This window comes from Pseudomonas sp. JL27(2026), from assembly GCF_056933555.1.
This window is the reverse complement of sequence record NZ_CM167794.1, coordinates 3,663,216-3,683,914: the sequence shown is the minus strand read 5'-3', so window position 1 is coordinate 3,683,914 and position 20,699 is coordinate 3,663,216. Positions and strand designations below refer to the sequence as shown.

Below are 20,699 nucleotides of genomic sequence, written 5' to 3'. Positions count from 1 at the left end.
TTGTTGAGGCGACTTATTCGTTACGCATCAACGGGTAAAGTTCTTTCAGCAACTTGCGGCGGCTGATCACCAATTGCCAGCGATGACCGCCCAGTTGCCGCCATAGGCGTGCCGAGCGAATCCCGGCGAGCAACAGGGCGCGAATTTTCGAGGCATTACTGGGTTGCTGCAGGTTGCGCATATCGCCGTGCACCTGGATACGTTGGCGCAGGGTGCTCAAGGTGTCCTGGTACAGCGCACCACAGGCGGCGATCACGTTTTCGTGGGCCGGGCCGAAGTGTTCAACCTGGGACTGGATCTGCGGCAAGCGTTTGCCGATCACCTCCAGCATGTCGCCGCGCTTGGCCAGTTGACGCTCAAGGCCGAGCATCGACAGGGCGTAGCGCAAAGGCTCGCGCTGCAAGGTGTTCGGGTCGCGCTCAAGGGCGCCGATCAATGCGCGATAGCCCTCGCGCAGGTTGATGTCGTCGCCGCCGTAGACTTCCAGCGTGTCCTTGGGGTCGCGGATCAGCAGGCTGCCGAGCATGCAGCTCAAGCCAGCCTCGGTGACCTGGCCGGTCTTGGCGATCTTGTCGACCAGAACGGCGGCGAGAAATACGCCGCCGAGCGCTGTCAGTTGCTCCTGAGTCGGGCTCATGCGCGCAAGTCCTTGCTGCCCCAGGGTTCGGCGACTTCGATGACGCCGCCACCGAGGCAGATTTCACCGTCGTAGAACACCACCGATTGGCCTGGAGTGACCGCGCGTTGCGGGTCGTCGAACGTGGCGCGGTAGCCGCTGGCAGTTTTTTCCAGGGTGCAGGGCTGGTCGCTTTGGCGATAGCGCACTTTGGCGGTCAGCTTGCGCGGTACGCTCAGATCAATCGGGTTGACCCAGTAGATGTCCGAAGCGAGCAGGGCGCGGGAGAATAGCCACGGGTGGTCGTTGCCCTGGCCAACGATCAGTTCGTTGTGTTCCAGGTCCTTGATCAGCACGTACCACGGCTCGTCGCCGGCGTCTTTCAGGCCGCCAATGCCCAGGCCCTGGCGCTGACCGATGGTGTGGTACATCAGGCCGTGGTGCTTGCCGATGATTTCACCTTCGGTGGTTTTGATTTCGCCCGGCTGTGCCGGCAGGTATTGCTTGAGGAAGTCGCTGAAGCGGCGCTCACCGATAAAGCAGATGCCGGTGGAGTCTTTCTTCTTGGCGGTCGCCAGGTCGTGTTTCTCGGCAATCGCGCGGACTTCGGGTTTTTCCAGTTCGCCGACCGGGAACAGGGTCTTGGCAATTTGTTCGCCGCCAACGGCGTGCAGGAAGTAGCTCTGGTCCTTGTTCGGGTCCAGGCCTTTGAGCAGTTCAGTGCGACCATCAATGTCGCGGCGGCGCACGTAATGGCCGGTGGCGATCAGGTCGGCACCGAGCATCATGGCGTAGTCGAGGAAGGCCTTGAACTTGATTTCACGGTTGCACAGGATGTCCGGGTTCGGCGTGCGGCCGGCCTTGTATTCGGCCAGGAAGTGCTCGAACACGTTGTCCCAGTATTCGGCGGCGAAGTTGGCGGTGTGCAGCTTGATGCCAATCTTGTCGCACACGGCCTGGGCGTCGGCCAGGTCATCCATGGCAGTGCAGTAGTCCGTTCCATCGTCTTCTTCCCAGTTCTTCATGAACAGGCCTTCCACCTCATAACCCTGCTCGATCAGCAGTAAGGCGGAAACGGAAGAGTCCACGCCGCCGGACATGCCGACAATGACGCGCTTCTTTTGTGTGTCAGAAGGGGCTGGATCACGCATAGGGATTCAATGAGTGTCTTGAAAAAGGACGCGATTCTAACAGGCCCGAGCCTGCAAGGCTAAAGAGAAGGGCGGATCAGCTCGAGACTGAAGTGAAAGCCCGCCAGATAATCATCGATGCAGCGGATGATCAGCTCACTGCGCCAGTTTGCGCGCTGTTCCATGAGTTCGCCACGGGTCAGCCATTTGGTGCCGACGATGCCGTCGTCAAGTTGATAGTCGGGGTGGTGTTTCAAGGCTTTGGCGGCAAAGCAGACGCGCTGGTAAGTCACGCCGTTGCTCGGGGCGGTGTAAAGGTAAATGCCGGTGATGCCGGTCGGCTCGACGTCCCAGCCGGTTTCCTCGAGGGTTTCGCGGACGGCGGCCTCGATCAGGGTTTCATTCGGGTCCAGATGGCCGGCGGGCTGGTTGAGTACCGTTCGTCCGCCCTTGAGTTCTTCAACCATCAGGAAACGACCATTGTCCTCGACGATGGCGGCGACAGTGATGTGGGGTAGCCAATCCATGGGGCTTCCTCTATTTCAGGGTTGGACAAATTCTAATGTGGAAACTCGATCCAATGTGGGAGCGGGCTTGCTCGCGAAGGCGATTCATCATTCAGCATTTATATCGGCTGACCCACCGCTTTCGCGAGCAAGCCCGCTCCCGCATTTGATTCGGTTTCAGCGCGGGATATTTATAAACGGCAAAAACAGAAACCCCGGCACGGGGGCCGGGGTTTCTGGTGTTCCCTTACAACCTTAAACCAGCGCAGCAATAGCCGCGTTGAAGGTGTTGCTTGGGCGCATGGCCTTGCTGATCAGCGCGGCGTCGGCGTGGTAATAACCGCCGATTTCGACTGGCTTGCCCTGAACGGCGTTGAGCTCGGCAACGATGCTTGCCTCGTTCTCGGTCAGGGTTTTGGCCAACTGGCTGAACTGCGCTTGCAGCGTTGCATCTTCAGTCTGGGTGGCCAGGGCCTGAGCCCAGTACAGCGCCAGGTAGAAGTGGCTGCCGCGGTTGTCGATGTTGCCGACTTTGCGCGATGGCGACTTGTTGTTGTCCAGGAACTGGCCGGTGGCCTGGTCCAGGGTCTTGGCCAGTACCAGCGCCTTAGGGTTGTTGTAGGTCACGCCCAGGTGCTCGAGGGATGCGGCCAGGGCCAGGAACTCGCCCAGGGAATCCCAGCGCAGGAAGTTTTCTTCCAGCAGTTGTTGAACATGCTTGGGTGCCGAACCGCCAGCGCCGGTTTCGAACAGGCCGCCGCCGTTCATCAGCGGCACGATCGACAGCATCTTGGCGCTGGTGCCCAGTTCCATGATCGGGAACAGGTCAGTCAGGTAGTCGCGCAATACGTTGCCGGTCACCGAGATGGTGTCGAGGCCTTCGCGAGTGCGGTTCAGGGTGAACTTCATCGCGTCGACTGGCGACATGATGCGGATTTCCAGGCCTGCGGTGTCGTGATCCTTCAGGTAGGCCTGAACTTTCTCGATCACCACGCCATCGTGGGCGCGCATCGGGTCCAGCCAGAAAATAGCCGGGGTTGCGCTTGCACGGGCACGGTTGACGGCCAGTTTGACCCAGTCCTGGATCGGCGCGTCTTTGGTCTGGCACATGCGGAAGATGTCGCCCGCTTCAACGGACTGTTCCAGCAGCAGGCGGCCTGCGCCGTCGGTCACGCGAACAACGCCATCGGCCTTGATCTGGAAGGTCTTGTCGTGGGAGCCGTACTCTTCGGCTTTCTTCGCCATCAGGCCAACGTTTGGCACGCTGCCCATGGTGGTTGGGTCGAAGGCGCCGTGTTTTTTGCAGTCTTCGATCACCGCCTGGTAGATGGTGGCGTAGCAGCGATCCGGGATCACAGCCTTGGTGTCGTGCAACTGGCCGTCGGTGCCCCACATTTTGCCGGAGTCACGGATCATGGCCGGCATCGAGGCGTCGACGATCACGTCGCTCGGCACGTGCAGGTTGGTGATGCCTTTGTCAGAGTTGACCATCGCCAGCGACGGACGAGCGGCGTAGACCGCCTGGATGTCCGCTTCGATTTCGGCTTGCTGCTCGGCAGGCAAAGCCTTGATGCGGGCGTACAGGTCGCCGATGCCGTTGTTCAGGTTGAAGCCGATCTGCGCCAGCACGTCAGCGTGCTTGGTCAGGGCGTCTTTATAGAACTCGGCAACGATCTGGCCGAACATGATCGGGTCGGAGACCTTCATCATGGTGGCTTTCAGGTGAACCGACAGCAGCACGCCTTTTTGCTTGGCGTCTTCGATTTCGGCGGCGATGAAGCTGCGCAGGGCGTTTTTGCTCAGCACGGCGCAATCGAGGATCTCACCGGCTTGCACGGTGGTTTTTTCTTTCAGGACGGTGGTGGTGCCATCCCGGGCGATCAGTTCGATTTTGACGGCGTCAGCGGCGTCGATCAGGGCAGCTTTTTCGCTGCCGTAGAAATCGCCGGTGCTCATGTGCGCGACGTGGGACTTGGAGTCCGCAGCCCAGGCGCCCATTTTGTGCGGGTGCTTGCGAGCGTAGTTTTTGACCGACAGCGGCGCGCGACGATCGGAGTTGCCTTCACGCAGTACCGGGTTGACCGCGCTGCCCTTGATCTTGTCGTAACGGGACTTGGCGTCTTTGTCAGCGTCGCTGGTGACGGTTTCCGGGTAGTCCGGCAGTGCGAAGCCCTGGGCTTGCAACTCTTTGATCGCGGCCTGCAACTGGGGAACCGAAGCGCTGATGTTCGGCAGCTTGATGATGTTGGCTTCAGGCGTAACGGCCAGGTCGCCCAGTTCGGCGAGGTGGTCGGCTACGGCTTTGTCACCCAATTGCTCGGGGAAGCTGGCCAGAATGCGCCCGGCCAGCGAGATGTCGCGGGTTTCCACGGCGATATCGGCGCAAGCGGTGAACGCTTCAACGATAGGCAGCAGCGAATAGGTGGCGAGGGCGGGAGCTTCGTCGGTGAAGGTATAGATGATCTTCGAGCGGGTGGGCATATTCGGATTAACTCTCTTCTTTGCTAAAGCGTGCGCAGAAACTCGAGGTGCGCCGGGTAAGCGCGTTCGTTCAAAGTCATCCATGAGCCGAATTGTCGAGTTGTCTTCGCGGTGATGTTGGGTGCATCAGTCGAGCGTCAAGCGGGTGGACTGCGGTAACAGCCCGGCTTTTTCAGGCCCAAGGTCTTGTGCTAGAGCGGTCGGCCGTCGTGACTCTGTGGTCAGCGGCGGCATTATACATAGGTCGCTGGCAAAACGCCGATGGTTCATGGGAAACCGCTCTCGTCCATTGGTCTAAAGGTCGCAGGCAGGCGCGGGGCGTAGAGTCGCCGGATGTGCTCAAGTTTGGCGCTTTTCCCTTTGCTTTCAGGCTTGTAGGCCGCGAACTGTGCAGCCTCGCGGCAGATCGGTGGAACATGAGGTTCCCGTCCAGATTCAACTGGGGTACGCTCGGACGCAGCCAGATGTTCAATCCACAAAACGGAGTTCAGCATGGGATACAAGAAGATTCAGGTTCCAGCAGTCGGCGACAAAATCACCGTCAATGCAGACCATTCTCTCAATGTTCCTAACAACCCGATCATCCCTTTTATCGAAGGTGATGGTATTGGCGTTGATATCAGCCCGGTCATGATCAAGGTTGTCGATGCTGCTGTTAAGAAAGCTTACGGCGGCGAGCGCAAAATTTCCTGGATGGAAGTCTACGCCGGGGAAAAAGCTACTCAGGTTTACGATCAGGACACCTGGCTGCCTCAGGAGACCCTGGATGCAGTCAAGGATTACGTGGTTTCCATCAAGGGCCCATTGACCACGCCGGTCGGTGGCGGCATCCGTTCGCTGAACGTTGCCCTGCGCCAGCAACTCGACCTTTATGTGTGCCTGCGCCCGGTGCGTTGGTTCGAAGGCGTGCCTAGCCCTGTCAAGAAGCCTGGCGACGTCGACATGACGATCTTCCGTGAGAACTCGGAAGACATCTACGCCGGTATCGAGTGGAAGGCCGGTTCGCCGGAAGCGACCAAGGTCATCAAGTTCCTCAAAGAAGAAATGGGCGTTACCAAGATCCGTTTCGACGAAAACTGCGGCATCGGCGTCAAGCCGGTTTCCCTGGAAGGCACCAAGCGTCTGGCGCGCAAGGCCCTTCAATATGTGGTCGACAATGATCGCGATTCGCTGACCATCGTCCACAAAGGCAACATCATGAAGTTCACCGAAGGGGCCTTCAAGGAGTGGGCCTACGAAGTGGCGGCGCAAGAGTTCGGCGCAACCTTGCTCGACGGTGGTCCGTGGATGCAGTTCAAGAACCCGAAAACCGGCAAGAACGTCATCGTCAAGGATGCCATCGCTGACGCCATGCTCCAGCAGATCCTGCTGCGCCCGGCTGAATACGATGTGATCGCGACCCTGAACCTGAACGGCGACTACCTGTCCGACGCCCTGGCGGCTGAAGTGGGTGGCATTGGTATTGCGCCAGGTGCCAACCTGTCCGACACCGTGGCCATGTTCGAGGCGACCCACGGTACTGCGCCAAAATACGCTGGCAAAGACCAGGTGAACCCGGGTTCGCTGATCCTTTCTGCTGAAATGATGCTGCGCCACATGGGCTGGACCGAAGCGGCCGACCTGATCATCAAGGGCACCAACGGCGCTATCTCGGCCAAGACCGTGACCTATGACTTCGAGCGTCTGATGGATGGCGCCAAGCTGCTGTCTTCTTCCGCGTTCGGCGATGCCCTGATCTCTCACATGTGAACTGATCGGCTCTAAACGAAGCCGGCCGACTCAATCCCTTGAGTCGGCCGGTTTTTTATGACTGGATGTTTGGTTCTACGTTAAGCCGTAACGGTGTGTTGCGTGGTGGTAATGGCAGCTGGCTGGGTTTCCCTGGCGGCGCCGATATTCACGGCGTGCAGTCCCTTGGGCCCCTGGATGATCTCGAAGGTCACGGGCTGGCCGGCTTTCAGGGTTTTGTAGCCGTCCATCTGAATGGCCGAGTAATGGGCGAACAAATCTTCTGTTTTGCCGTCCTCATTGATGAAACCATAACCCTTGGCATTGTTAAACCACTTGACCTTGCCATTGATCTTGACGCCTGACATACCCAACTCCCTCTGCAACAGACTCCATCACTGGAGTATCATCCAGTACATCCGCAGTCAGCCTTGTTAAATAAGGTTGACTCCGCGGACCTTTTTTACCCACTGTGGGCTCTATTGGTTGTAACACCGTTTTGCCGATAGTCAAGGTGACCAAGCAGTCGGAGTTGAAAAGCTCTGGGGCCGCCCCCACCACTGTATTCGCTCAACTAACGAACCTTTCTTTCCATGCATGCAATCAGCCAGATTCGACTAACATTCAATCAGGATCGCCCGGATTTACACGACGACGATTCCGCGGGCGTTGCTGTACAGGAGGCCAAGCCTGCCTTGCAGGCGCCGCCGATGTACAAGGTGGTTTTGTTCAATGATGACTACACACCGATGGATTTCGTCGTCGAAGTGCTCGAGGTGTTTTTTAACCTGAATCGCGAGCTGGCGACCAAGGTAATGCTGGCCGTTCACACAGAAGGACGGGCAGTATGTGGAGTGTTTACCCGCGACATCGCCGAGACCAAGGCCATGCAGGTCAACCAGTACGCCAGGGAAAGCCAGCATCCGCTACTCTGTGAAATCGAGAAGGACGGTTAACGCCGACCACTTGGGTATGAGGTGAAGCTATGTTAAACCGCGAGCTCGAAGTCACCCTCAATCTCGCCTTCAAGGAGGCCCGATCGAAGCGTCATGAGTTCATGACCGTCGAACACCTCCTGTTGGCTCTTTTGGATAATGAGGCTGCCGCCACCGTTTTGCGTGCCTGCGGCGCAAACCTCGACAAACTCAAGCATGATCTGCAGGAGTTCATCGATTCCACCACGCCTTTGATTCCCGTCCATGACGAGGATCGCGAAACCCAGCCAACCCTGGGCTTCCAGCGTGTACTGCAGCGTGCTGTCTTCCATGTGCAGAGCTCCGGTAAACGGGAAGTGACAGGCGCTAACGTGCTGGTCGCCATCTTCAGTGAGCAAGAGAGTCAGGCGGTGTTCCTGCTTAAACAGCAGAGCGTTGCACGCATCGATGTCGTCAACTACATCGCCCATGGCATCTCCAAAGTGCCAGGGCATGGCGAACACTCTGAAGGTGAGCAAGATATGCAGGACGACGAGGGCGGTGAGTCTTCTTCTTCAGGCAATCCTCTGGATGCTTATGCCAGCAATCTCAACGAACTGGCGCGCCAGGGCCGTATCGACCCGTTGGTTGGGCGCGAAATGGAAGTTGAGCGTGTGGCGCAGATTCTGGCGCGGCGGCGTAAAAACAATCCGTTGCTGGTCGGCGAGGCGGGCGTGGGTAAAACCGCAATCGCCGAAGGTCTGGCCAAACGCATTGTCGACAACCAGGTGCCTGATCTGTTGGCCAACAGCGTGGTGTATTCGCTCGACCTGGGCGCATTGCTGGCCGGGACCAAGTATCGCGGCGATTTCGAGAAGCGCTTCAAGGCGTTGCTCAATGAGCTGAAAAAACGGCCTCAAGCCATTCTGTTCATCGACGAAATCCACACCATCATTGGTGCCGGTGCTGCGTCCGGTGGCGTGATGGATGCCTCGAACCTGCTCAAGCCGTTGCTGTCCTCGGGTGATATCCGTTGTATCGGTTCGACCACGTTCCAGGAGTTTCGCGGGATCTTCGAGAAGGATCGTGCCTTGGCGCGTCGCTTCCAGAAGGTCGATGTGTCGGAACCTTCGGTGGAAGACACCATTGGCATCTTGCGCGGCCTCAAGGGGCGTTTCGAGCTGCATCACAACATCGAATACAGTGATGAAGCCCTGCGCGCCGCTGCCGAGCTTGCCTCGCGCTACATCAATGACCGGCATATGCCGGACAAAGCCATCGACGTCATCGACGAGGCGGGCGCCTATCAGCGTTTGCAGCCGATCGAGAAGCGTGTGAAGCGCATCGAGGTGCCTCAGGTCGAGGACATCGTTGCGAAGATTGCGCGGATTCCGCCAAAACACGTCACCAGCTCCGACAAGGAGTTGCTGCGTAACCTTGAGCGTGACCTGAAGTTGACGGTGTTTGGTCAGGAGGCAGCGATCGATTCCCTGTCGACTGCGATCAAGCTGTCCCGTGCCGGTCTGAAATCGCCTGACAAACCTGTCGGTTCGTTCCTGTTCGCAGGTCCTACTGGTGTCGGTAAAACCGAAGCGGCGCGGCAACTGGCGAAAGCCCTGGGGATCGAGCTGGTTCGCTTCGACATGTCCGAGTACATGGAGCGTCACACCGTATCGCGTTTGATCGGTGCGCCTCCTGGCTATGTGGGGTTCGATCAGGGCGGCCTGCTGACCGAAGCAATCACCAAGCAGCCTCATTGCGTGCTGTTGCTCGATGAGATCGAGAAGGCGCATCCGGAAGTCTTCAACCTGCTGTTGCAGGTCATGGATCACGGTACGCTGACCGATAACAACGGGCGCAAGGCAGATTTCCGTAACGTAATCGTCATCATGACGACCAACGCCGGTGCCGAAACCGCAGCTCGGGCCTCCATCGGCTTCACGCACCAGGACCATTCATCCGATGCGATGGAAGTGATCAAGAAGAGCTTCACGCCAGAATTCCGCAACCGTCTGGACACCATTATCCAGTTTGGTCGCCTCAGTCATGAGGTCATCAAAAGCGTGGTGGACAAGTTCCTTACCGAGCTTCAGGCGCAACTGGAAGACAAGCGTGTGCTGCTTGAGGTTACCGACGCTGCACGCAGTTGGCTGGCGGCCGGTGGCTACGATGCAACCATGGGCGCGCGGCCAATGGCACGCTTGATTCAGGACAAGATCAAGCGTCCGCTGGCGGAAGAGATACTCTTTGGCGAACTGGCCGAGCATGGTGGTGTGGTCCACATCGACGTCAAGGATGGTGAATTGACCTTTGAGTTCGAAACCACGGCTGAAATGGCCTGACGTTAACCGCAACAAAGCAAAAAGGCGCCGATGGCGCCTTTTTGCTGTCTTGAAGAAATACACCAATCCACTGTGGGAGCGGGCTTGCTCGCGAATGCAGTTCCACATTCAGCATTGATGCAAGCTGATCCACCGTTTTCGCGAGCAAGCCCGCTCCCACAGTGGATTGAGGGCGCCTGTCAAATCCCGGACAAACAAAAACGCCCGGCAGAGCCGGGCGTTTTGTATTGACTTGATTAGCGAGCGCGGTAAGTGATGCGCCCTTTGCTCAAGTCATAGGGCGTCAGCTCGACGCGCACTTTGTCACCGGTAAGAATACGAATGTAGTTCTTGCGCATCTTGCCGGAAATATGCGCGGTTACGACGTGCCCATTTTCCAACTCCACACGAAACATGGTGTTGGGCAGGGTGTCGACGACAGTGCCTTCCATTTCGAAGCTGTCTTCTTTCGACATGCAGTAAAGCCCTCGGTATCCAATGAATGGCCCGGTGCAACTGCGCCAGGCAAAAGCGGCGTGCATTGTGCCCGAAAAATGGGGTTTAAGCCAAGGGCTTTAGGGCTGACCCTAGTTCAGAACCACCCATCGTTGGTTAATCAGCAGCTCGATGGGGCGATATTGGGTCTTGTAGTTCATTTTTTTGCAGTTTTTGATCCAGTATCCAAGGTACACCGCTTCCAGTCCCAGGCGCTGGGCCTCGGCGATTTGCCAGAGAATGGCATAACGTCCCAGGCTGCGGCGCTCTTCGTCGGGCTCGTAGAAGGTGTAGACCGCCGACAAGCCGTTGGGCAGCAAGTCGGTCACAGCTACCGCCAGCAAGCGGTTTTCGAGGCGGAACTCATAAAACCTGGAAAATGGCAGGTCGCGCACCAGGAACGTCGAAAACTGGTCACGGCTTGGCGGGTACATGTCGCCGTCGGCATGACGCTGTTCGATGTAGCGCTGGTACAGGTCGAAGTACTCTTCGCTGAATCCGGGCTTCGCGGGGCGGACCTGCAAATCGGCATTGCGCTTGAAAATGCGTTTTTGCTGGCGATTGGGCACAAAATGCGCCACAGGAATGCGCGCCGGTACACACGCATTGCAATTCTGGCAATGCGGCCGATAGAGATGGTCGCCGCTACGGCGGAAGCCCATTTCAGACAGGTCTGCGTAGACATGCACATCCATGGGCTGGCTTGGGTCGAGGAACAGCGTGGTGGCTTGTTCGTCGGGCAGATAGCTGCAAGAGTGGGGCTGAGTGGCATAAAACTTCAAGCGCGCCAACTCGGTCATGAATCAACCCTCGGGATTAGCTGTAAATTAAGTGTAAGCCACGTGCGCGAAAGTCGCCTAGGAAACCCATGTGGCACGGCTGGGAAGGTCCAGGTGGCGTTGCAGGTAACCGGCGAAGTCGCTGCGGTCGATCGAGCGGGCGCCAAGACTTTGGAGGTGGTTGGTTGGCATCTGGCAGTCAATCAAGGCGAACCCCCAGTCCTTGAGGTGCCTGACCAGTGTCGCAAAACCGAATTTTGAAGCGTTGTCAGCGCGGCTGAACATTGATTCGCCGAAAAACAGCTGCCCCATGGCCAGCCCGTAAAGCCCGCCCACCAAGGTGCCCTGGTCCCAGACCTCGACCGAGTGCGCGTAGCCGCGCCGGTGCAGTTCGAGGTAGGCGTCTTGCATGGCATCGGTGATCCAGGTGCCGTCAGCGTAATCGCGCGGTGCGGCGCAGGCCTTGATAACGGCTGGAAAATCCCGATCAAAGGTCACCTTGTAGCGTTGCTGGCGCAGGAGTTTACCCAGGCTGCGCGAGACATGCAGTTCGTCGGGAAATAATACCGTGCGCGGGTCGGGCGACCACCAAAGGATCGGCTGCCCCTGGGAGAACCAGGGGAAGCAGCCATGGCGATAGGCCTGGATCAGTCGATCGGCAGACAAGTCGCCGCCGGCCGCCAGCAAGCCGTTGGGCTCGCGCATGGCTTTTTCCAGGGGCGGAAAGCTCAAGGTATTGCGTTGTAACCAAGTCAGCATGGCATCCAGGCTTGCAGAAGGGGAGGGCAGCGGCAGGCCGGGCCTGCCGCATGGGGAGCGGTCAGTTGTCGTCCAGGTACTTCTCGGCGTCCAGCGCCGCCATGCAACCTGCGCCGGCAGATGTGACGGCCTGGCGGTACACGTGGTCGGCCACATCGCCAGCGGCAAACACGCCTTCGATCCCGGTGGCGGTGGCATCGCCTTCGCTGCCGCCCTTGACCAGCAGGTAGCCGTTGCGCATTGATAGTTGGCCCTGGAACAGATCGGTATTGGGTTTGTGGCCGATGGCGATGAAGACGCCGGTGAGGGCAAGTTCCTTCGTCTCGCCGGTCAGGCTGTCACGCAGGCGAGCGCCAGTGACACCGCTGGCATCGCCCAGCACTTCATCCAGGTTTTGGTTCCAGTGCAGGCGGATATTGCCGGTTTTGGCCTTTTCGAAGAGTTTGTCTTGCAGGATCTTCTCCGAACGCAGCTTGTCGCGGCGGTGCACCAGGTGCACTTCCTTGGCGATGTTGGAGAGGTACAGCGCCTCTTCGACCGCCGTGTTGCCGCCGCCGACCACGGCGACGACCTGGTTGCGGTAGAAGAAGCCGTCACAGGTGGCGCAGGCGGAAACGCCTTTGCCGGCGAATGCGTCTTCGGACGGCAGGCCCAGGTATTGCGCGGAGGCGCCCGTGGCAATAATCAGGGCATCGCAGGTGTAGGTGCCGCTGTCACCTGTGAGGGTAAACGGGCGCTGTTGCAACTCTGCGGTGTGGATGTGGTCGTAGACGATCGCCGTGTCAAAGCGCTCGGCGTGTTTTTGCATGCGTTCCATCAGCACCGGGCCGGTGAGGCCTTCAACGTCGCCGGGCCAGTTGTCGACCTCTGTGGTGGTGGTCAGTTGACCACCGGCTTGCAGGCCCGTGATGACGGTGGGTTTGAGGTTGGCGCGGGCGGCATACACCGCAGCGCTGTAACCGGCAGGGCCGGAACCTAGAATGATCAAGCGTGAATGCTTCGCTTCGCTCATAAAAACACCTCATAAGCCTTTGTCACAAAAGAGAATGCATGCTCAAATTGAACCGCTTATAACCTGCTGTTAGCTATGCTACACCGAAGGGGCTGCAGCGTGGCATCGTGCGGACAAACCCGTACAATGCCGGTCTGTATCAAAATGTTCGGCTGCCTTCGGTCGTTTCAACGGTTTCAGGATTCAAGGGCAGAGTGTTAAAAGTAGTCTCAGTTGCGTGCGTCAACTTTTTTACCTGCTCGGATTGAGCAGTATTTTTGCAGTCATTCAACAGTTGGACGCGCTACTAAGCGCAGGAAAAGACGCGTTTTGAAGAAATCCACCGCAGCACCTAAAACAGTAGTTCCGCTTTGGCGCCAGCAACTGCACTACCGGCTCAAGGAAGGTGCGTTGATCGCCATTGGCGCCTTGTGCCTGTTCCTGATGATGGCCTTGTTGACCTATGGCAAGGACGATCCGGGCTGGAGCCATAACAGCAAGATTGACGACGTGCAGAACTTCGGCGGCCCCGCCGGTTCCTACAGTGCCGATATCCTGTTCATGGTGCTGGGTTACTTCGCCTACATTTTTCCGTTGCTGCTGGCCATCAAAACCTATCAGATTTTTCGTCAGCGCCACGAGCCGTGGCAGTGGAGCGGCTGGCTGTTTTCCTGGCGGCTGATCGGCCTGGTGTTCCTGGTGCTTTCGGGTGCGGCACTGGCCCATATTCATTTTCATGCAGCTACCGGGCTTCCGGCAGGCGCCGGTGGCGCGTTGGGCGAAAGCCTGGGTGATCTGGCCAAGAACGCACTGAATATCCAGGGCAGCACCCTGATGTTCATCGCGTTGTTCCTGTTCGGCCTGACGGTGTTCACCGACCTTTCGTGGTTCAAGGTGATGGACGTCACCGGCAAGATCACCCTGGACCTGTTCGAACTGTTCCACGGTGCCGCCAATCGTTGGTGGGCGGCGCGAACCGAGCGTAAACAGCTGGTCGCGCAGTTGCGTGAAGTCGACGACCGGGTTCACGACGTCGTGGCTCCAACGGTGTCGGACAAGCGTGAGCAGGCCAAGGTCAAGGAACGCTTGATCGAGCGTGAGCAGGCCTTGAGCAAGCACATGTCCGAGCGCGAGAAACAGGTTCCGCCCGTGATCGCCCCGGCACCGCCCAAGGCACCACAGCCGAGCAAGCGTGTCGAGAAAGAGAAACAGGCGCCGCTGTTCGTCGACAGCGCGGTGGAAGGCACCTTGCCGCCGATCTCGATTCTCGACCCGGCCGAAAAGAAACAACTCAATTACTCCCCCGAATCGCTGGCGGCCGTCGGCCATCTGCTGGAAATCAAACTCAAGGAGTTCGGGGTCGAAGTCACGGTGGATTCGATTCACCCGGGCCCGGTCATTACCCGTTACGAGATTCAACCGGCGGCCGGCGTGAAAGTCAGCCGTATCGCCAACCTGGCCAAGGACCTGGCGCGCTCGCTGGCCGTAACCAGCGTGCGGGTGGTGGAAGTGATTCCCGGCAAGACCACGGTGGGCATCGAGATTCCCAACGAAGACCGACAGATCGTGCGCTTCTCCGAGGTCCTTTCGACCCCGGAATACGACAACGCCAAGTCCCCGGTCACCCTGGCCCTGGGCCACGATATCGGCGGCAGGCCGGTGATCACCGACCTTGCGAAGATGCCTCACCTGCTGGTGGCCGGTACAACCGGTTCCGGTAAGTCGGTGGGGGTGAACGCGATGATTCTGTCGATTCTGTTCAAGTCGGGCCCGGAAGACGCCAAACTGATCATGATCGACCCGAAAATGCTTGAGCTGTCGATCTACGAAGGCATCCCGCATTTGCTGTGCCCGGTCGTGACCGACATGAAGGATGCGGCCAACGCCCTGCGCTGGAGCGTTGCCGAGATGGAGCGCCGCTACAAGCTGATGGCGAAGATGGGCGTGCGTAACCTGTCGGGCTTCAACCAGAAGGTCAGGGAAGCAGAGGAGGCGGGCACCCCGCTGACCGATCCTTTGTACAACCGCGAAAGCATTCATGACGAAGCGCCGTTGTTGACCAAGTTGCCGACCATCGTGGTGGTGGTCGACGAATTCGCCGACATGATGATGATCGTCGGCAAGAAGGTTGAAGAGCTCATTGCGCGGATCGCCCAGAAGGCCCGTGCTGCTGGTATTCACCTGATCCTCGCGACCCAGCGGCCCTCGGTTGACGTGATCACCGGTCTGATCAAGGCCAACATCCCGACGCGCATGGCGTTCCAGGTGTCGAGCAAGATCGATTCGCGGACCATCATCGACCAGGGCGGTGCCGAGCAATTGCTGGGCCACGGTGACATGCTCTACATGCCGCCGGGCACCAGCCTGCCGATCCGGGTCCACGGCGCCTTTGTGTCGGACGATGAAGTGCATCGTGTAGTCGAAGCCTGGAAACTGCGCGGCGCGCCGGATTACAACGACGACATCCTCAACGGTGTCGAAGAAGCGGGCAGTGGCTTTGAAAGCGGCAGCGGCGGCGACAGCGACGACAGCGAAACCGACGCCTTGTACGACGAAGCCGTGCAGTTCGTGCTGGAAAGCCGCCGGGCGTCCATTTCGGCGGTGCAGCGTAAGTTGAAAATCGGTTACAACCGCGCCGCCCGCATGATCGAAGCCATGGAAATGGCCGGGGTCGTGACGTCCATGAACACCAACGGTTCGCGTGAAGTCCTGGCCCCCGGGCCGATGCGCGACTGACCGGAGCCGCGTGATCGCACGCGGCACCTCATTTCAACGGAATTTTAAAGAGGACTCCCATGCGTCTTATCCGCATGCTGCTGCCGGTACTGGCTCTAACGACGCTTTCGGCTCACGCCGACGACAAAGATGTCGCACGTCTGACTCAACTGCTGGAAAACTCCCAGACCCTGAGCGCCCGTTTCTCTCAGTTGACCCTTGATGGCACGGGCACCCAGTTGCAGGAAACGGCGGGTGAAATGTCGTTGCAGCGCCCCGGAATGTTTTACTGGCACACCGATGCGCCACAAGAACAGTTGATGGTCTCCGATGGCAAGAAAGTCTCCCTATGGGACCCGGACCTTGAGCAGGTGACCATCAAGAAACTCGACCAACGCCTGACCCAGACGCCGGCGCTGTTGCTGTCTGGCGATGTATCAAAAATCAGCCAGAGCTTCGACATCAGTGCCAAGGAGGCGGGCGGCGTGATCGACTTCACCCTGAAGCCGAAAACCAAAGACACCCTGTTCGACAACCTGCGCCTGTCGTTTCGCAACGGCCTGGTCAATGACATGCAGTTGATCGATAGCGTCGGCCAGCGCACCAATATCCTGTTCACGGGCGTCAAGGCCAATGAGCCTATTCCGGCTTCCAAGTTCAAGTTCGACATCCCTAAAGGGGCGGATGTGATCCAAGAGTAAAACACCGAACCTGTGGGAGCGGGCTTGCTCGCGAAGGCGGTGTGTCATTCAATCAAAATGTCGACTGACACGGCCTCTTCGCGAGCAAGCCCGCTCCCATAGAGATCTGGTGTGGCATATAAGCCCAATGAGGTTTCATAGGCAGTGATGGACTTGTTTCGTAGTGCTCCGATAGCTCAGCCACTGGCCGCGCGTTTGCGTGCGGCCAATCTGGACGAGTACGTCGGTCAGGAACATCTGCTGGCCCGGGGCAAGCCTTTGCGCGAAGCCCTGGAGCAGGGTGCTCTGCACTCGATGATTTTCTGGGGCCCGCCGGGGGTGGGTAAAACCACCCTGGCGCGGTTGCTGGCAGAAGTCTCGGACGCGCATTTCGAAACGGTGTCGGCGGTGCTGGCCGGGGTCAAGGAGATCCGCCAGGCGGTGGAAATCGCCAAGCAGCAGGCCGGTCAATACGGCCGCCGGACCATTCTGTTTGTCGACGAGGTGCATCGCTTCAACAAGTCGCAACAGGATGCTTTCCTGCCGTACGTCGAGGACGGCACGCTGATTTTCATTGGCGCGACCACCGAAAACCCCTCTTTTGAATTGAACAACGCCCTGTTGTCCCGTGCCCGCGTCTATGTGCTTAAAAGCCTCGACGAAGTGGCGCTGAACAAGCTGGTGCAACGCGCGCTGACCGAAGAGCGCGGCTTGGGCAAGCGTCAGCTGAGCCTGAGCGATGAAGGTTTCAAGATGCTGCTGTCGGCCGCTGACGGTGACGGTCGGCGTTTGCTCAACCTGTTGGAGAACGCGTCGGACCTGGCCGAAGACAACAGCGAAATCGGTGTCGACTTGTTGCAAAGCCTGCTCGGCGATACGCGACGTCGTTTCGACAAGGGCGGCGAAGCGTTTTACGACCAGATTTCTGCCTTGCACAAATCGGTGCGCGGCTCCAACCCGGACGGCGCGCTGTATTGGTTCGCGCGCATGCTCGACGGTGGTTGCGATCCGCTGTACCTGGCCCGGCGCGTGGTGCGCATGGCCAGCGAAGACATCGGCAATGCCGACCCACGGGCCCTGAGCTTGTGCCTGGCCGCGTGGGATGTGCAGGAGCGCCTCGGCAGCCCCGAAGGCGAGCTTGCGGTGGCGCAGGCGATTACTTATCTGGCCTGCGCGCCGAAGAGCAACGCTGTGTACATGGGCTTCAAGGCGGCCATGCGCAGCGCCGCCGAGCACGGCTCGCTGGAAGTGCCGCTGCACTTGCGTAATGCCCCGACCAAGTTGATGAAGCAGCTGGGTTACGGTGACGAGTACCGTTATGCCCATGATGAGCCGGACGCTTACGCGGCGGGCGAAGACTACTTCCCGGATGAGTTGGAGCCCCAGCATTTCTATCAGCCGGTGCCCCGTGGCCTGGAGTTGAAGATCGGGGAGAAGCTCAATCATCTCGCCCAGCTTGATCGCCTTAGCCCGAAACAGCGGAGAAAGTAGTGATTCGAGCCATTCTTGCGGTGTCCGTGGCCGGTATCGCTGGTACATTATTGCGTTTCGCGGCGGGCAACTGGATCAACGTCCACTGGCCCCGGCATTTTTATGTGGCGACCCTGGCGGTCAATCTGATTGGCTGCCTGATTATCGGTGTGTTGTACGGGCTGTTTTTGTTGCGCCCGGAAGTGCCGTTCGAAATTCGGGCCGGCTTGATTGTCGGCTTTGTGGGAGGTCTGACGACCTTTTCATCCTTTTCACTGGATACGGTGCGCCTGCTGGAAAGCGGGCAAGTGTCGCAAGCCCTGGGCTATGCGGCCATCAGCGTATTCGGCGGGCTGCTCGCAACCTGGGCTGGCCTGTCCCTGACCAAACTTTGATAAACGAGAGACCGACATGCTCGATTCCAAACTGTTACGTAGCAACCTTCAGGACGTAGCGGACCGCCTGGCATCCCGTGGCTTCAGCCTGGATGTTGCGCGCATCGAAGCGCTGGAAGAACAGCGCAAGACCGTCCAGACCCGCACCGAAGCACTGCAGGCTGAACGTAATGCGCGCTCCAAATCCATCGGTCAGGCCAAGCAGCGCGGCGAAGACATCGCGCCGCTGATGGCGGACGTCGAGCGTATGGCGAACGAATTGGGTGCCGGCAAGGTCGAGCTGGACGCGATCCAGACTGAGTTGGATTCGATCCTGCTGAATATCCCGAACCTGCCGCATGAGTCGGTGCCGGTCGGTGACGATGAAGAAGGTAACGTCGAAGTGCGCCGCTGGGGTACGCCGACTACCTTCGATTTCGAGGTCAAGGACCACGTTGCGCTGGGCGAGAAGTTCGGCTGGCTTGACTTCGAAACCGCCGCCAAGCTGTCCGGTGCCCGTTTCGCCTTGCTGCGCGGACCAATCGCCCGTCTGCACCGCGCCCTCGCGCAGTTCATGATCAACCTGCACATCAACGAGCATGGTTACGAAGAGGCCTACACGCCTTACCTGGTCCAGGCGCCAGCCCTGCAAGGCACTGGCCAGTTGCCGAAGTTCGAGGAAGACCTGTTCAAGATTACGCGCGAAGGTGAAGCCGATCTGTACCTGATCCCGACCGCTGAAGTGTCGCTGACCAACATCGTTGCGGGCGAGATCCTCGATCCGAAACTGCTGCCGATCAAGTTCGTCGCACACACGCCATGCTTCCGCAGCGAGGCCGGCGCATCGGGCCGTGATACCCGTGGCATGATTCGCCAGCACCAGTTCGACAAGGTCGAGATGGTCCAGATTGTCGAGCCGTCGACTTCGATGGAAGCGCTGGAAGGCCTGACCGCCAACGCTGAAAAGGTCTTGCAACTGCTGGAATTGCCATACCGCACCCTGGCGCTGTGCACCGGTGACATGGGCTTCAGCGCGGTCAAGACGTATGACCTGGAAGTGTGGATCCCGAGCCAGGACAAGTACCGCGAAATTTCGTCGTGCTCCAACTGCGGCGACTTCCAGGCCCGTCGTATGCAAGCGCGTTTCCGCAACCCGGAAACCGGCAAGCCGGAACTGGTCCACACCCTGAACGGCTCCGGCCTGGCAGTCGGTCGTACCCTGGTGGCGGTGCTGGAAAACTACCAGCAGGCCGACGGTTCGATTCGCGTGCCAGAAGTCCTCAAGCCGTACATGGGCGGCCTTGAGGTCATCGGCTAAATGGAATTTCTGCCGCTGTTTCATAACCTGCGCGGCAGTCGTGTGTTGGTCGTCGGTGGGGGGGAGATTGCCTTGCGCAAGTCCCGCCTGCTGGCCGACGCCGGGGCACTGTTGCGGGTCGTTGCACCTGAAGTCGAAACCCAGTTGCGTGAGCTGGTGCACAACAGCGGCGGCGAGCTGGTGTTGCGCGGTTACCTTGAGTCGGACCTCGACGGTTGCGGGCTGATCATTGCCGCCACCGACGACGAACCGCTGAATGCGCAAGTCTCTGCCGATGCCCATCGACGCTGTGTGCCGGTCAACGTGGTCGACGCGCCTGCCTTGTGCAGCGTGATCTTCCCGGCCATCGTCGACCGTTCGCCATTGGTGATTGCGGTGTCCAGCGGTGGTGATGCACCGGTGTTGGCGCGGTTGATCCGGGCGAAACTGGAAACCTGGGTTCCTTCGACCTACGGCCAATTGGCCGGGTTGGCGGCGCGTTTTCGCAACCAGGTCAAAGGCCTGTTTCCAGATGTTCAGCAACGCCGGGCGTTCTGGGAAGATGTTTTCCAGGGTCCGATTGCAGATCGTCAACTGGCCGGGCAGGGCGCTGAAGCCGAGCGCTTGTTGCTGGCGAAAATCAATGGCGAATCAGCCAGTGCGACCGGTGAGGTGTATCTGGTAGGCGCAGGCCCGGGGGACCCGGACTTGTTGACTTTCCGTGCCTTGCGCCTGATGCAGCAGGCTGACGTGGTGTTGTATGACCGTCTCGTCGCCCCAGCGATTCTTGAGCTGTGCCGTCGCGACGCCGAGCGGATTTACGTCGGTAAACGGCGCGCCGATCACGCCGTGCCTCAGGACCAGATCAACCAGCAACTGGTGGACCTGGCCAGGCAGGGCAAGCGTGTGGTGCGGTTGAAGGGCGGTGATCCGTTTATCTTCGGCCGTGGCGGCGAAGAGATCGAAGAACTGGCGGCCCATGGCATCCCGTTCCAGGTGGTGCCGGGGATTACCGCGGCCAGTGGTTGCGCGGCCTATGCCGGGATTCCGCTGACTCACCGTGATTACGCGCAGTCTGTGCGTTTTGTCACCGGTCACCTGAAGGACGGCACTTCGGATTTGCCGTGGAGCGATCTGGTCGCGCCCGCGCAAACGTTGGTGTTCTACATGGGGTTGGTGGGGTTGCCGACCATCTGCGAGCAGTTGATCAAGCATGGTCGCTCGGCGGATACCCCGGCAGCGTTGATCCAGCAGGGCACGACGGCCAATCAGCGGGTGTTTACCGGCACGCTGGCCAACCTCCCACATTTGGTGGCGGAGCATGAGGTGCATGCGCCAACGCTGGTAATCGTGGGCGAAGTGGTGCAACTGCGCGAGAAGCTCGCGTGGTTTGAAGGCGCTCAGTCTCAAGTCTGAAGACCGCGTCGCCCCCTTCGCGAGCAA

18 protein-coding genes are annotated in these 20,699 nt (G+C 59.1%); 9 read left to right on the top strand and 9 right to left on the bottom strand.

Translation table 11 applies throughout. The features are described 5' to 3' along the window. Window positions 1–13: 13 nt before the first annotated feature. From hflD to AC1Z1G_RS16870, 4 genes are all read right to left on the bottom strand, one after another. Window positions 14–637 (bottom strand): high frequency lysogenization protein HflD, encoded by a 624-nt coding sequence (gene hflD, locus AC1Z1G_RS16885; RefSeq protein ID WP_483621162.1) that lies wholly within the window; start codon window positions 635–637, stop codon window positions 14–16. Further along, complete coding sequence (gene mnmA / locus AC1Z1G_RS16880) at window positions 634–1,767, bottom strand: tRNA 2-thiouridine(34) synthase MnmA (protein WP_483621161.1); 1,134 nt, start codon at window positions 1,765–1,767, stop codon at window positions 634–636. The genes hflD and mnmA overlap by 4 nt, the downstream gene beginning before the upstream one ends. Window positions 1,768–1,826: 59 nt before the next feature. Next, window positions 1,827–2,273 carry an NUDIX hydrolase gene (locus tag AC1Z1G_RS16875; RefSeq protein WP_483621160.1) on the bottom strand — a complete coding sequence of 149 codons (447 nt, stop codon included), beginning with the start codon at window positions 2,271–2,273 and terminating at the stop codon, window positions 1,827–1,829. A 234-nt stretch (window positions 2,274–2,507) separates the two neighbouring features. Beyond that, window positions 2,508–4,733, bottom strand: a complete 2,226-nt coding sequence (locus AC1Z1G_RS16870; RefSeq protein WP_483621159.1) for an NADP-dependent isocitrate dehydrogenase — start codon at window positions 4,731–4,733, stop codon at window positions 2,508–2,510. Between the two features lie 492 nt (window positions 4,734–5,225). On the opposite strand from AC1Z1G_RS16870, the gene icd reads away from it, so the two are divergent. Next, entirely contained in the window at window positions 5,226–6,482 is a 1,257-nt protein-coding gene (gene icd / locus AC1Z1G_RS16865) for an NADP-dependent isocitrate dehydrogenase (protein WP_483621158.1), read from the top strand. 80 nt (window positions 6,483–6,562) lie between these two features. Here the strand turns inward: icd and cspD are convergent, their stop codons facing one another. Further along, window positions 6,563–6,829: a cold shock domain-containing protein CspD gene (cspD, locus tag AC1Z1G_RS16860; RefSeq protein ID WP_483621157.1), complete on the bottom strand. Its 267-nt coding sequence runs from the start codon at window positions 6,827–6,829 to the stop codon at window positions 6,563–6,565. Between the two features lie 225 nt (window positions 6,830–7,054). Here cspD and clpS point away from each other — a divergent pair, with 225 nt between their 5' ends. Both clpS and clpA read left to right on the top strand, forming a co-directional pair. Continuing rightward, window positions 7,055–7,417 (top strand): ATP-dependent Clp protease adapter ClpS, encoded by a 363-nt coding sequence (clpS, locus tag AC1Z1G_RS16855; protein ID WP_093223751.1) that lies wholly within the window; start codon window positions 7,055–7,057, stop codon window positions 7,415–7,417. Window positions 7,418–7,446: 29 nt separating this feature from the next. Continuing rightward, the gene (gene clpA / locus AC1Z1G_RS16850; RefSeq protein WP_483621156.1) at window positions 7,447–9,717 is read left to right on the top strand and encodes an ATP-dependent Clp protease ATP-binding subunit ClpA; all 2,271 of its coding nucleotides are present in this window, start codon (window positions 7,447–7,449) and stop codon (window positions 9,715–9,717) included. A 236-nt stretch (window positions 9,718–9,953) separates the two neighbouring features. Here the strand turns inward: clpA and infA are convergent, their stop codons facing one another. The 4 genes from infA to trxB form a co-directional block, all read right to left on the bottom strand. Next, complete coding sequence (infA, locus tag AC1Z1G_RS16845) at window positions 9,954–10,172, bottom strand: translation initiation factor IF-1 (RefSeq protein WP_002553999.1); 219 nt, start codon at window positions 10,170–10,172, stop codon at window positions 9,954–9,956. A gap of 111 nt (window positions 10,173–10,283) precedes the next feature. Beyond that, a complete protein-coding gene (locus AC1Z1G_RS16840) occupies window positions 10,284–10,991 on the bottom strand; it encodes an arginyltransferase (RefSeq protein WP_483621155.1) in 708 nt (235 codons plus the stop codon). Window positions 10,992–11,048: 57 nt separating this feature from the next. Then, window positions 11,049–11,729, bottom strand: a complete 681-nt coding sequence (gene aat / locus AC1Z1G_RS16835; protein ID WP_483621154.1) for a leucyl/phenylalanyl-tRNA--protein transferase — start codon at window positions 11,727–11,729, stop codon at window positions 11,049–11,051. Between the two features lie 61 nt (window positions 11,730–11,790). Continuing rightward, window positions 11,791–12,741 (bottom strand): thioredoxin-disulfide reductase, encoded by a 951-nt coding sequence (trxB, locus tag AC1Z1G_RS16830; RefSeq protein ID WP_483621153.1) that lies wholly within the window; start codon window positions 12,739–12,741, stop codon window positions 11,791–11,793. A 309-nt stretch (window positions 12,742–13,050) separates the two neighbouring features. Between trxB and ftsK the strand changes: the two genes are divergently transcribed. From ftsK to cysG, 6 genes are all read left to right on the top strand, one after another. Further along, entirely contained in the window at window positions 13,051–15,456 is a 2,406-nt protein-coding gene (gene ftsK, locus AC1Z1G_RS16825) for a DNA translocase FtsK (protein ID WP_483621152.1), read from the top strand. A gap of 59 nt (window positions 15,457–15,515) precedes the next feature. Further along, complete coding sequence (lolA, locus tag AC1Z1G_RS16820; protein ID WP_483621151.1) at window positions 15,516–16,136, top strand: outer membrane lipoprotein periplasmic chaperone LolA; 621 nt, start codon at window positions 15,516–15,518, stop codon at window positions 16,134–16,136. 147 nt (window positions 16,137–16,283) lie between these two features. Then, entirely contained in the window at window positions 16,284–17,606 is a 1,323-nt protein-coding gene (locus AC1Z1G_RS16815) for a replication-associated recombination protein A (protein ID WP_483621150.1), read from the top strand. Beyond that, a complete protein-coding gene (gene crcB / locus AC1Z1G_RS16810) occupies window positions 17,606–17,980 on the top strand; it encodes a fluoride efflux transporter CrcB (protein WP_347901012.1) in 375 nt (124 codons plus the stop codon). Before AC1Z1G_RS16815 ends, crcB begins: the two co-directional genes overlap by 1 nt. Before the next feature lie 16 nt (window positions 17,981–17,996). Then, window positions 17,997–19,277, top strand: coding sequence for a serine--tRNA ligase (serS, locus tag AC1Z1G_RS16805; protein WP_483621149.1), 1,281 nt, complete (start codon window positions 17,997–17,999; stop codon window positions 19,275–19,277). Continuing rightward, on the top strand, window positions 19,278–20,672 hold the full coding sequence (gene cysG / locus AC1Z1G_RS16800; protein WP_483621148.1) for a siroheme synthase CysG: 1,395 nt from the start codon (window positions 19,278–19,280) through the stop codon (window positions 20,670–20,672). Window positions 20,673–20,699: the final 27 nt, after the last annotated feature.